Raw genomic sequence first — 13,161 nt, 5'->3', positions numbered from 1 at the left:
CGAAATCGTAGCCGAACCTGACATTCAGCCGGCCAAATCAATTGACAATTAACCTTAAAACCATGGAATTATTTTCAGCGCATGATGTTGTAAAAAACTTCGACAAATTCCGGGCGCTGTCTGAGGTCAATATCTCGGTAACCGAAGGAAGCATTTTCGGGTTGCTGGGCCCCAACGGTGCCGGAAAAACAACACTGATACGCATCATCAACCAGATCACTGCGCCAGACAGCGGTACACTGGAATTCAAAGGACGCCCGCTCAAAGCGGACGACGTTTTCCGGATCGGCTACCTGCCGGAAGAACGCGGCCTGTACAAAAAAATGAAAGTGGGCGAGCAGGCGCTTTACCTGGCCCAACTGAAAGGCATGGGCCGCCGCGATGCCATGAAGCAACTGAAATACTGGTTCGAGAAGTTCGATATTACTCCCTGGTGGGACAAAAAAGTGATGGAGCTCTCCAAAGGGATGCAGCAAAAAGTACAGTTCATTTGCACAGTGCTACATCAGCCCGAGTTGCTCATCTTCGATGAACCTTTCAGCGGTTTTGACCCCATCAATGCCGATTTGCTGAAAAATGAAATCCTGAAACTGCGCGATAAAGGTGCCACCATTATTTTCTCAACGCATAACATGGCTTCGGTTGAAGAGCTGTGCGATCACATCGCGTTAATCGATAAATCGAAGAAAATACTTGACGGCCCAACCCAGGAAATACGCCAGCAATACAAGTCAAACATTTTTGAAGTGGAATACCGGGGCGATTACGGTAACCTGACCAGGAATCTGGGCGATGCGTACCAAATTCTGCGTAACGGACCTTCGGAAAGAGCTCACAAACTCGCCGTGCAATTTGTCAATGGCAGCACACCCAATGAATTGCTCCGTGGCTTACTCGAACATGTTGAAATTCTTTCGTTCAACGAAATTATTCCCAGTATGAATGATGTCTTCATTAAAGTCGTCACCGAAAATAAGCCAAATTAATCCAGGTGCCTGTAGACAAAACGTGATCATTGTTCCACAAATTCCAATCACAGAAAAACATTGACGATGAAAAAAGTTGGTATCATCATAAAAAGAGAATACAACACACGGGTTAAAAAGAAGTCGTTCATTATTCTAACCCTGCTGATGCCGGTACTTTTTGCCGCTATCACCATTCTGCCTACCTACCTGGCAACCATGAACAATAGCGAAGAGCGCACGGTAGCCGTATACGATGGCTCCGGTATATTTCTTGGAAGGCTCGAGAGTAGTGAATACACAAAATTTCATTTTATTCCGAAGGAAGAATACAACAAACTGCGCGATAATCTGAAAGATTCGAAGTATTATGCTATTTTGGCCATTCCGCCCAATGTGGTTACCACCAACAATGTTGAGATCTTTTCAGAGAAAAATGTTCCCTTCGATCTGAAGAACAGCATCGACCGGAACCTATCCTCCATTGTTGAAAAAGACAAACGCTCTGCCCTGTTAAAGGAAGCAGCCGTTCCCGATCTGGAACGAAAACTGGAGGCTGCACGGACGAATATCCATGTTAATACCATCCGCGTAGGCGATAAAGGCGAAGAACACAAGAGTTCCACCGAAATTGCCATGGTGCTTGGGTATATTTTCGGTTTCATGATCTACATCTTTATCTTCATCTACGGCACCATGGTCATGCGCGGTGTGATGGAAGAAAAGCAGAACCGTATTGTAGAGGTCATTATCTCCAGTGTGAAACCCTTCGAGCTGATGATGGGAAAAATTGTTGGTATCGCACTGGTGGGACTGACACAGTTCGCTATTTGGGTGGTGCTGTTTATCGGGATCTTCCAGGCAGCCAAAGGCTTCATTCCCGATATGTCGCCCGACCAGGCACAGAACCTCATGGCACAAAGCCAAATGAGTGGCCAGATGGAAAACGTTGCCCAAAGCAGCCAGGTGCAGGAAATCTTTTCGATGATGAGCAGCATCAATTTCCCGTTAATCATTGGCTGTTTCTTCTTCTTCTTTATTGGCGGCTATCTGTTGTACAGTTCGTTATTCGGTGCCGTCGGTTCGGCAATCGATTCCGAGGAAGATGCACAACAGTTTACCCTTCCGGTGACCATACCGCTCATTATCGCCATCATTGTGATGATGAATGCCATTACCAATCCGGAGGGACAAATCGCTTTCTGGTTCAGCCTGGTTCCATTTACCTCGCCGGTAGTTATGATGGTGCGAATACCGTTTGGAGTTCCGGCCTGGGAACTTATCCTGTCGATGGTATTGCTGGTTGCTACGTTCGCCGGGACCGTTTGGGTAGCCGGAAAGATTTACCGTACGGGTATTCTGATGTATGGCAAGAAACCAACCTGGAAAGAGTTGGGCAAATGGCTAACGTACAGAAGTTAAAACAGAAAGACTGCTATTCGTATTATTTAATACAATATTGACCTTATCCATTCGGATAATTTTGTCCGAAATGTCTTATATTTGTCACAGCATGAATATTCGAAAATGCCATATGTGCAATTGTTGTACCTGTTATACCGTTATCAGGAAGGATATTCTATACACAAGTTGATTCTGATTTTTTAGTTCCATAGAAAAACCTTCCCGAACCAGGAAGGTTTTTTTTTGTTCAATTATACTGTTACATCATAACCAATTTCACATGAATTATGAAAGTTAAAACTATTCTCGAAACTATTGGTGATACGCCGCACGTGCGTATTAACAACCTTTATCCCGACGACTACGAAGTATACGTCAAAGTGGAGAAAACCAATCCGGGAGGCAGCATCAAGGACCGTATCGCGCTGCAAATGATTAATGATGCGGAAGAAAGAGGAGTATTAAAACCCGGTAATCTTATTATCGAACCAACCTCCGGGAACACCGGTATTGGGTTGGCTTTGGTTGCTGCCGTTAAAAAGTACAAGCTCATTTTGGTGATGCCTGAGTCCATGTCTGTCGAACGCCGCCGCATCTTAAAAGCGTACGGCGCCCAACTCGAGCTGACCCCGAAAGGACAGGGAATGAAAGGTGCCATCAACCGCGCGAAGGAACTGGCAGAACAAAATACCGGTTCGTTCATCCCCTCTCAGTTCGATAATCCGGCCAACATCCAGGCCCATGCTGAGTATACGGCGAAAGAGATTTTGGCCGATTTCCCGGACGGAATCGATTACCTGATTACCGGTGTGGGAACCGGCGGGCACATTTCCGGCGTTTCTATCGAGTTAAAAAAACGCTTCCCCGATATGCAGACCTTTGCGGTCGAACCGGAAACTTCACCGGTTATTTCGGGCGGAGCCCCGGGACCACATCCTATCCAGGGAATTGGTGCCGGCTTTATCCCGGAAAACCTGAAAACGGAAACACTCGATGGAACCATCCAGGTATCCAAAGAGGAGGCATTTATGTTTACTCAGAAAGCTGCTTCCGAAGAAGGCTTACTGGTCGGAATTTCTTCCGGCGCCTCGCTGGCCGCTATCAATAAGAAAATCCAGGAACTTCCGAAAGGCAGCCGTATTCTGACTTTTTCTTACGATACCGGAGAACGTTACCTGTCGGTTGACGGATTATTTTAATTCAGGATATTTTACCTAGAAAAAGAGGATGGCAACAAGCTGTCCTCTTTTTATTTGGTAATCATGCACATCGATTACACGCCCTGATTCTCCTTGCTTTTCAGTAACAACATTGCTAATTTTCGTATATCTTTCCATACCGTAACCGGATACACCGGCAAATAATTATCAACAATAAACAGCCAAGTATAAAAATGCCTTCAATGAGTCGAAAAGCCATTATCGATCTGGGAACCAATACCTGCAATCTTTTAATTGCAGAGTCACTCGCCGATGGTGGGTTCGTCACCATGTATGAAGGGAAGGAAGCTGTTAAACTCGGCCTGGGCGGTATCCACAAAAAATTGCTGACTTCCGATGCCATTGAGCGGGGATTAAAGGCGCTACACAAACATGCACTCACCATCAACGAACACCAGGTTAAAGACGTAAAGATTTTAGCCACATCGGCAATACGGGGTGCAAAGAACCGGAATATTTTCCTCGAGGCTGTTTGGGCTAAACTGGGATGGGAAATCGAAATTATTGATGGCGACCGCGAGGCAGAACTCATTTTCAAGGGGGTCAACCTTTCGCTTCCGGTAAACGGCCAAACTGTTCTGATTCTCGATATCGGTGGCGGAAGTAACGAATTTATTCTTTCGCAAGGTGATAACATCTTGTGGAAACAAAGCTTCAACATCGGAATAGCCAGGGTACTGGAAATATTCCACCCTTCCGATCCCTTAAGCCCCAAAGAAATTGCAAAAATGGAGCAATGGTTCGAAGATGAACTGACCATCTTGTGGCATGCGTGCGAAAATCACCGCCCGGATATTCTGGTTGGTTGTTCCGGTGCATTCGACACATTTACTGACCTATACGAGGAAGTCGGGCCGGAAAGTACTTATCGCACCGCTTCTCTTTTACCCGTGGGTGCTTTTCAAAAAATTCATGAAATGCTGAAGATCTCAACCCTCGGCGAACGACAAAAAATGAAAGGAATGGATCCGATGCGTGTCGAAATGATTGTGGTTGCCTCGGTATTCGTTAACTTTGTGCTGCGCAAACTGGACATCAGCCGGATGTACCAGTCGCATTTCGCTTTAAAAGAGGGCGCCATGCACGAATTTATGTCCTACGAAATCTAAATCATGTAATATTATGTCTAAAATTCTGGTCATCGACGACGAACGCAGCATCCGTAACACCATGAAAGATATCCTTGGTTTTGAAGGATATACAGTCGACCTGGCAGAAAATGGCCCGGAAGGTCTCGAGTTGGTGAAAGCCAATGAGTACGACACCATTTTTTGCGACATTAAAATGCCCGAGATGGACGGTATTGAAGTGTTGCAACGCATTATGGAAATGCGGCCAGATGCTACAGTGATTATGATTTCAGGGCACGGCAATATCGATACAGCCGTCGATTCCATAAAAAAAGGCGCTTACGATTTCATTGAAAAACCGCTTGACCTCAACCGATTACTAATTACCATCCGCAATGCCAGCAATAAGACTAATCTGGTCCAGGAAACCAAAGTCCTGAAACAAAAGGTTGATAAACGGTACCAGATTGTCGGCGAATCGGAAGCCATTTCGCGCGTGGTTGACATGACCGACCGTGTTGCCCCCACTGAAGCACGTGTTTTGATAACCGGAAATAACGGGACCGGAAAAGAGTTGGTTGCCCGCCGTTTGCACGAAAATTCTGCCCGTGCCCAGGGCCCGTTCGTAGAAGTGAACTGTGCCGCTATTCCTTCCGAGCTAATCGAAAGTGAACTGTTCGGACATGAAAAGGGTGCGTTTACATCGGCCAATAAACAACGAATAGGAAAATTCGAGCAGGCCGACGGCGGAACCCTTTTCCTCGACGAAATTGGGGATATGAGCCTTTCGGCGCAAGCCAAAGTTTTACGTGCTTTACAGGAAAACATTGTAACCCGCGTAGGCGGAGACAAGCAGATAAAAATAGATGTGCGGGTAGTTGCAGCTACCAATAAAAACCTTCAGGAAGAAATTGAAAAAGGGAATTTCCGGGAAGATTTGTATCACCGCATCAGTGTCATCTTAATCCATGTTCCCGCACTGGAAGATCGAAAAGAAGACATTCCAATATTAGCGGAGCATTTCAACCGACAAATTTGTGCTGAATACGGCCAGCAACCGAAAACGATTACGGAAGAAGCCATCCAGGAATTGAAAAACAAAAAGTGGACAGGCAACATCCGCGAGTTCCGGAATGTAATAGAACGCTTGATTATCCTTTGTGATAAAATTATCACCGACAAAGACGTCCGAATGTATGGAGGAAATTGATTTTTTCGTTAAATTCAATTGATTATAAGTTCATACAAACCACTTAATCAATTAACTTATGAAACAATTGCTTTTCACCATCCTCGTCCTATTGGCCGGAATACCTTGCGTATTCAGCCAGGATATTCAGCTTCCCGAACCAGACAAAACCGGAGGCATGCCATTGATGGAAGCGCTTGCCAATCGACACTCTACCCGCGAATTCACCAATGACACCATCCAGCCACAGACGATGGCAGATCTGCTGTGGGCCGCGTGGGGAATCAACCGCAAAGACGGGAAACGTACCGCCCCTTCCGCCATGAACCGGCAGGAAATTGACATTTATGTTGCCACTCCCGACGGACTTTACCTGTACAATGCCATGACCAATCGTTTAAAGACCGTCCTGACCGGAGACATCAGGGCGTTGTGCGGTATGCAGCCCTATGTGGCTACTGCTCCGCTGAATTTTATCTACGTCGCCGATCTCGACCGGTTGATGCTCGGCGATTTCAACGATACCCCTTCGGATACATATGCCAATTGTGGTTTTATCGCCCAGAATGTTTATCTTTTCTGTGCTTCCAATGGATTGGGATGTGTTGTGCGGGGTTCGATTGACAAAGAATCATTGGGCAAGAAAATGAAATTAAGGCCTCATCAGAAAATTCTGTTGGGACAAACCATCGGTTACCCGGGAGAAGAATAGTTACTCCTCAGTACTTTGAATTTTCATCAGCCTATCCAGCGAAAAACGGGCCGGCAAACGTTCTGATATTTCCGGGGACAAGTATATTCAATGACTTTCCATCCACAGAAAGTTGAAGAGGATGGTTATTGATTACCGGTTCGCCATCGACCTGGCAGCTCAAAGTTTCGCCTTCAATCAGAATTTCTTTTCCCTGATGATATTCGCAATACTTCGAATGATCGAGCTGGCCATTGAATAATCGCAGCGCCAAATCAGGTGCCACGCCTACCGGGAACGGTTTCAAAATACAGATATCCAGTAAGCCGTCATCGATTTTGGCCCGTGGCGCAATAAACGCGTTGTTCCCAAACTGCGAAGTATTGGCCACCGTCACCGCGAAAGCTTTTCTTCTGAACATCTTTCCATCGATGGTAATCCGGTACCCATGTGGTTGGTATGCCATAAAATCACGGATCACAATAGCAATATATGGAAAAGGGCCACGGAGTTTAGTCTTCGCAAAACGTTCGGCAATGTGCGCATCGAACCCCACACCGCAAACGTTCACAAATCGGCGACCATTAACTTTCCCCGTATCGATTATTCTCAGATGACTGGCAACCATCTCTTTTAGTGCACGCGCAGGCCACATCGAGAGTCCCAACTCACGCCCCAATGCATTACCTGAGCCGGCAGGTATCAGGCTGAACACTTTTTGTGTCCCGGCTACAGCCGAAATCACTTCGTTTACCGTTCCGTCGCCACCAACTGCCACAAAAACATCAAACCGCTCCCAATTTTCCCTGACCAGGCGTGACGCATCGCCCCGGCCGGTTGTGAAACAGGTTTCAACAATAACATCCATTTCACCAAACACGCGCATTATCATTTCGGGGAAATGCTTTTTCCCACCGATTCCAGCTACCGGATTGATGATGAACAGATAACGATAGTTTGATTTTTCAGCCATCCTTTTGTTTACATTAACAAAAGTAACCTTTTCGTTTTTCCGGCGGACCAGGCAACCTTATATTTCTTTCCCCTTTATTTTGTGCCTTAGGGCACGTATTGCTTTTCAGTTGCCAAATCTTTCTGGAACAAACCGGATGATTTGATTATTTCCAGGGAACCATCACCCGATCCAAACTTTTGCGGCCCTGAATGTAGGAAAGAAAAATGCCGTAGTTCGTGAACGGGACTCCGATCGCTTCCAGGTCGCGGATACGTGCCTGCATCTTTTGACCGCTGATCATGCAGCCTCCGCAATGAATGACCAGGCTGTATTTTTCGAGCTCCTTATTTTCCTGAAATTCGCGGCCAAAGTTATGTTCCACCTCAACACCAGGAAAATGTTGCTCAATGTATCTTGGAATCTGAACAATACCGATATCCTCCTTTATTCGGGAATGATTACACGCCTCCGCAATCAAAATCCGGTCTCCGGGCTTTATGTGTTCCAATGCATTGATTCCTTCGCGGAAACCATTTAGTTTGCCCCGACTAACATAGTTGATCATCATAATGGAGAAAGTGGTCAGTAGCATATCATCCGGCGCCCAGTCCTTCATGATATCCATTGCCTGCGAATCGGTAACGATAGCTTTGGGACGCCGCTGCAAACTAGCCAGAAAATCATTCCAGCGTTTTCTTTCTGAACGATCACCGCTGCGTGCTTTTCCCAAATCCATCCGATAAGAAACCGGGAAAGCCCAATGGCGTGTTATATACTCTTCGGCCATGGTTTGCGGGCGAAGATAACGTCCCTGCGGTGTTTCTTCATCCATCGGAATATTCAGGATATAAAACTGATCTTTTTCAACAAAGGGAAGTAAATCCAACTGCTGATTTTTCGATTCGAAGTTCTCGAGGATAAACTCCAGTAACGGTTGGCGAAATGCCGGGTTGGTCGCCGCCAAGCGCAATTTATGATGGAACCGGATGTAGGGCAATTCCCTCTCCACCCGTGCAATCTCCTTTTCATCGACATCCTGAAACAGGTTGTATATCACTAACAATTGTTTATCCAGTTGCCGTGCCTCCTCAAGCACCATGGTTTCAGTTTCAAAATCACCGGTAGATGGATCGATGATCAAAAGGACCAAGTCACACTCTTTTAGTGTAGCTAACACTTTCTTCCGCTTCTTTTCGCCAAGACTGGTCCCTTCATCCAGTCCAGCCGTATCGAAAAGTTTCACCGGCCCCATTCCGTGAATTTCCTGTAGCGTAATTTTGGTATCGGCCGTGGTTCCCGGCGTTGAATCGACTATGGAGGTTTCCTGCTGTGTGAGGAGGTTCATCAGGGTACTTTTACCCGAATTCATCTTACCGAAAATGCCGATGTGATCGCGTTCGACAAGCATGGTTATTGATTTCTATTTGGTTATGATTATTTTCCAGTTCCGCCAATTTAGGAAACTTTTTTCTTGTGATTCAGGAAAACCGGCAGGAAAACTGAATTACCTTACCTTTCCAACAAAATGGCGGCTTTCCAGAAATTCTTTTTAGTTTTGTAATACACAAACAGCAATCAATGGAAAAAATCGCAATTTTCCCTGGCTCTTTCGACCCTTTTACCATCGGACACGAGTCCATCGTCAGACGTGCCATCCCGCTTTTTGATCAAATCATTATTATGATTGGCTACAACTCAAACAAGAAGCCGTTCTATCCACTTGCCAAGCGCAAGGAATGGATCAAAAAGGTTTTCGAGAATGAACCCAACGTGAGCGTAGGAAAATTTCAAGGACTGACTGTTGATTACTGCCGGAAGGTACATGCGCAGTACATTCTGAGAGGTTTGCGTACCGCTGCCGATTTCGAATACGAACGCGCCATTGCCCAGGTCAACAAAAAGATGCATCCGGAAATTGAAACGGTTTTCCTCTTGACGACGCCAGAGCATACACCGATTACGTCGACCATTGTGCGTGACATTCTCCGGCACGGTGGCGATGCCAGCATGTTCCTCCCAAAGCAATTGAATATTCAAGAGTTTTATACCGATCAGGAAGAATCGTGAGTCGATGATAAAAAGATTGTTTTTACTCCTAACGGTTAGTTTCACCTTGACCTTTCAGGCAAAAGCTGCCGAAGTGGTTATAAAAGGAACTGCCCCGGATTATGCCGGAAAGAACATCACTTTTTATTATCACCCCGAGCCGGTTTTGTACAAAAATGTTCTGCTGGCCTCCACAACGATTAAAAGTGACGGGAGCTTTTCAGTTTCTTTTTCCACATCCCAAACACTCCAGGTTTATTGCAACCTGGATAAATACCAGGGAGTTTTGGTGGTGGAACCGGGCCAGGAGTATCAGGTTATTCTTCCGAAATATGTTCCTCTAACTCCAGAACAGAAAAAAAGTCCGTATTTCAAACCAACCCCTTATTGGCTGGGCTTGAAAAACCGGCCAGGGAACGATCTCAATTTCAAGATACGGGAGTTTGTGGAAGAACTTACCCACCAAATCAATCAGAATGTAAACGATATTTACCGCAACGCTTCACAACGGGTTGCCGGTGAAATTATCGTACAACTTGAAAAGACCTTCCCGGATACGGAATCTCCTTATTTCAATTTAACGAAAAAGTATTACTATGCCGGTCTCGAATATGATGTCAGCCAACGAAACCCGGATGCGGCCGTCATGAAATATTTTGCCACTCAGCCAGTAGAAATGGGAAATGCTAAATACCAGGAATTATTTCGGGCCATGTTTACCAATTTCCTGAAGAAGAAAGCACAATCGGTTGAATTTGCAGAAATATCTCCTTTGGTAGACAGCGGAAACTGGAAAGGATTGGTGAATTTATTAACAGGAAAAGGATACCATACTTCCTTTGCTGAATTAGCGATTCTGAAAGGACTGAACGACGGATTTTATTCTTCCTTCTTCGACAAAAAAGGAATTTTACAGACGTTGAAACACGCCGAAACAGAAGCAACCACTGCTGAATACCGGAACTTGGCCAAAGGCATTACCAAACACCTGACGGAAGTGATGGAAGGAGGTGAAGCCCCTTCGTTTAACCTGAAAAACAATACAGGAAAGAAGACTGCGCTGAGCTCTTTTCATGGTAAGTATGTGTACCTGAACTTTTTCAGCACCGATAATAATGAAAGCCTACAGGATTTGAAATTATTAAAAAATGTCCAGCAGCGCTTCCAGCAAGTTCTCACAGTGGTTTCTGTTTCCCTGGGAGACGACTTCAATGCCGCGAAACAACTCTGGGAAAAGACCGGTTACAACTGGCCGTTACTGGATGCTTCGGGCAATCAAAAGCTTGCCGGGGCTTACCGAGTGAAAGACTTTCCAACCTATTACCTGATAGGCCCCGACGGGAAATTGCTGCTGGCTCCTGCACCAGCTGTTTCCAGAGGATTTCAGGCTGCCTTTATCCGGGTTTTCCGGAACACGGAAAATCAGCGAAAGAGAGCGGTTGTCCGTCCTTCCGGCAGGTAGTGGTATGCAAACACTTATACAAGATGCTCCTTATCTTAATTCGTTTAGCACACTTAATCGGTCTACTTAAAAAATCTTGTTAATTTTGTATGAAAACAAAAATCAACTACTGTTATGGAAGCTTTACAAATTGAGGTCGCCAAACGATTACTCGCTATAAACACCATTAAAATATCGCCTAAAACACCTTTCACCTGGGCATCAGGCTGGAAGTCACCAATTTACTGTGACAACCGAAAGATTTTATCATACCCGGAAACACGCAAATTCATTTATGAACAATTTGCTAAACTTATAAAAGAGAAATATCCGGAATCCGAAGTAATTGCCGGAGTGGCAACAGGAGCCATCGCTCACGGGGCTTTGGTCGCAGAAGAACTTGGTTTACCATTTGTGTATGTTCGCTCGAAGCCGAAAGATCACGGATTGGAAAACCTTATCGAAGGTGATTTACAACCAGGCAAAAAAGTTGTTGTCATTGAGGATTTGGTTTCTACCGGATTAAGCTCCCTGAACGCCGTTACCACTTTACGGAATTACGGTGCCGATGTTATGGGAATGCTCTCCATCTTCTCCTACAATTTTTCGGTTGCGGCTGAGAAATTCAAAGAAGCAGATGTTGAACTAACTTCGCTTAGCAATTACAATCTGTTGCTGAAAGTCGCACACCAATCTGGTGAGATTACCGATAGTCAACTGGAAAATCTGAACAGATGGAGACAAGATCCGGCTCACTGGGGACGATAATCAAACGATATATCCTATTTTTGCAGCCGGGCACTGGTTATCAATGCCCGGCTTATTTTTTTAACCAAGACAAATACCATGGGAACAGAAAAATATGTGAGTGAGGTAAAGGCCATCGAATTTGGTCAGGAACTTGTTTACCAAAAACTCTCAAATCTGGAGAACCTGAAACCGCTGCTAAAACCGGAAAACATCGAAAAAGTCCGTGAACAGATACCGAGTGCCCCGAAAATCAACATCGAAGAATTTAAAGCAACACCCGATAATTGCTCTTTTAAAATCAGCCCTATCGGGAAAGTCGGGATGAAAATTGTTGAGCGTGAACCGGGAAAAACCATCAAACTGACGGGTGACGGAACCGTTCCTTTTCAGTTCTATTTCTGGATACAACTTGTCCCGGTAGACGAAAACTCATGCAAACTAAGATTAACGCTCCACGCCGATTTGAATCCAATGACCAGGATGATGGTGAACAAACACCTAAAAGAAGGTATTAATAAAATAGCAGAAGCCGTTAGCCGGATTCCTTTTAATCTGAGCGGTGAATCGTCCAGTGAAATCGAAGAATAATCAAATGATAAATTCCACCTCCTTCAGGTGGAATTGTTGTTTGGTACCATCCCGTTTTTCAATCACCAAACGTCCAATTTCATCGACACCTGTAATTCTTCCTTCGAACGATTCTTCTCCTGCTCCATACGATGCCCATTCGTTCATCCGGAATAATCTTCGCTCGTAAGTTTCATCGATTTTCTGAACTTCACCGGCTTTTAACTGCATATACCAGTCATCCAATCGATCGCAAAGTTCCTCCAGGCAATCATCCAGGTTAAATCCTTTATTTGTTAGTAATGCCAATGAAACCGGATTCGGCGCATCACTCACAAATAACCTTTGATTAATATTCAGCCCAATGCCTACAATGCTCGACGATATAATTCCTTCGCGCAGGGAATTCTCTATCAGCGTTCCGGCAATTTTCTTTTTACCCACATATATATCGTTGGGCCATTTGATGTGCACATCTGGCACATAAACACTCACAAAATCATAGACTGCCAGAGCAACCGCTTTCGATATTAAGAACTGACTGAGAATAGGGACAAATTCCGGATAAAGGACAACACTCACGGTTATATTTTTCCCTGGCTCACTCTCCCAATGTTGATTTACTTGTCCTCTACCTTTTTCCTGGGCCGAAGTTGAGTAAACAATTCCTTCCGGCAGACGTTTTGTCATGAGTTGCCTGCTGGCATGGTTATTGGTTGAGTCTGTCCGGCTCAGATGTTCGATCTGATTGCCAATGATTGTGCGCATGTTGTAATTACATTTTGGATGTAAAGATGGCAACGAATTTTTCAATAACTTAACAAGATCGCAATTTTACAGCGATCTGGTTAAAAAAATTATCT

13 protein-coding genes are annotated in these 13,161 nt (G+C 45.0%); 10 read left to right on the top strand and 3 right to left on the bottom strand.

Annotation, left to right across the window (positions count from 1 at the left end; genetic code table 11):
• Positions 1–62: 62 nt before the first annotated feature.
• The 6 genes from GJU82_RS16435 (at position 63) to GJU82_RS16410 (ending at position 6,560) form a co-directional block, all read left to right on the top strand.
• On the top strand, positions 63–986 hold the full coding sequence (locus GJU82_RS16435; protein ID WP_153633144.1) for an ABC transporter ATP-binding protein: 924 nt from the start codon (positions 63–65) through the stop codon (positions 984–986).
• A 66-nt stretch (positions 987–1,052) separates the two neighbouring features.
• Entirely contained in the window at positions 1,053–2,387 is a 1,335-nt protein-coding gene (locus tag GJU82_RS16430) for an ABC transporter permease (RefSeq protein ID WP_153633143.1), read from the top strand.
• Between the two features lie 269 nt (positions 2,388–2,656).
• Positions 2,657–3,568: a cysteine synthase A gene (cysK, locus tag GJU82_RS16425; protein WP_153633142.1), complete on the top strand. Its 912-nt coding sequence runs from the start codon at positions 2,657–2,659 to the stop codon at positions 3,566–3,568.
• Positions 3,569–3,771: 203 nt separating this feature from the next.
• The gene (locus GJU82_RS16420; protein ID WP_194831087.1) at positions 3,772–4,698 is read left to right on the top strand and encodes a phosphatase; all 927 of its coding nucleotides are present in this window, start codon (positions 3,772–3,774) and stop codon (positions 4,696–4,698) included.
• Positions 4,699–4,711: 13 nt separating this feature from the next.
• Positions 4,712–5,869: a sigma-54 dependent transcriptional regulator gene (locus GJU82_RS16415; protein ID WP_153633140.1), complete on the top strand. Its 1,158-nt coding sequence runs from the start codon at positions 4,712–4,714 to the stop codon at positions 5,867–5,869.
• Between the two features lie 58 nt (positions 5,870–5,927).
• Complete coding sequence (locus tag GJU82_RS16410; protein ID WP_153633139.1) at positions 5,928–6,560, top strand: SagB/ThcOx family dehydrogenase; 633 nt, start codon at positions 5,928–5,930, stop codon at positions 6,558–6,560.
• Between the two features lie 31 nt (positions 6,561–6,591).
• Here GJU82_RS16410 and GJU82_RS16405 read toward each other — a convergent pair whose 3' ends face one another.
• Positions 6,592–7,512, bottom strand: a complete 921-nt coding sequence (locus GJU82_RS16405) for a diacylglycerol kinase family protein (protein WP_153633138.1) — start codon at positions 7,510–7,512, stop codon at positions 6,592–6,594.
• A 145-nt stretch (positions 7,513–7,657) separates the two neighbouring features.
• The gene (locus tag GJU82_RS16400; protein ID WP_153633137.1) at positions 7,658–8,902 is read right to left on the bottom strand and encodes a GTPase; all 1,245 of its coding nucleotides are present in this window, start codon (positions 8,900–8,902) and stop codon (positions 7,658–7,660) included.
• A 170-nt stretch (positions 8,903–9,072) separates the two neighbouring features.
• Between GJU82_RS16400 and coaD the strand changes: the two genes are divergently transcribed.
• The 4 genes from coaD to GJU82_RS16380 all read left to right on the top strand — a co-directional run bounded on the left by coaD (position 9,073) and on the right by GJU82_RS16380 (position 12,319).
• Positions 9,073–9,561, top strand: coding sequence for a pantetheine-phosphate adenylyltransferase (coaD, locus tag GJU82_RS16395; RefSeq protein ID WP_153633136.1), 489 nt, complete (start codon positions 9,073–9,075; stop codon positions 9,559–9,561).
• A gap of 4 nt (positions 9,562–9,565) precedes the next feature.
• On the top strand, positions 9,566–11,002 hold the full coding sequence (locus tag GJU82_RS16390; protein WP_153633135.1) for a TlpA disulfide reductase family protein: 1,437 nt from the start codon (positions 9,566–9,568) through the stop codon (positions 11,000–11,002).
• Positions 11,003–11,116: 114 nt separating this feature from the next.
• Positions 11,117–11,749 (top strand): orotate phosphoribosyltransferase, encoded by a 633-nt coding sequence (gene pyrE, locus GJU82_RS16385; RefSeq protein ID WP_153633134.1) that lies wholly within the window; start codon positions 11,117–11,119, stop codon positions 11,747–11,749.
• Between the two features lie 78 nt (positions 11,750–11,827).
• Positions 11,828–12,319, top strand: a complete 492-nt coding sequence (locus GJU82_RS16380) for an SRPBCC family protein (protein ID WP_153633133.1) — start codon at positions 11,828–11,830, stop codon at positions 12,317–12,319.
• On the opposite strand, the gene GJU82_RS16375 is transcribed toward GJU82_RS16380, so the two are convergent.
• The gene (locus GJU82_RS16375; protein ID WP_153633132.1) at positions 12,320–13,066 is read right to left on the bottom strand and encodes a biotin--[acetyl-CoA-carboxylase] ligase; all 747 of its coding nucleotides are present in this window, start codon (positions 13,064–13,066) and stop codon (positions 12,320–12,322) included.
• Positions 13,067–13,161 lie beyond the last annotated feature (95 nt).

Source organism: Prolixibacter sp. SD074 (assembly GCF_009617895.1).
In the GTDB taxonomy this organism is placed as follows: Bacteria; Bacteroidota; Bacteroidia; order Bacteroidales; family Prolixibacteraceae; genus Prolixibacter.
This window is presented reverse-complemented; position numbering and strand designations above follow the sequence as displayed.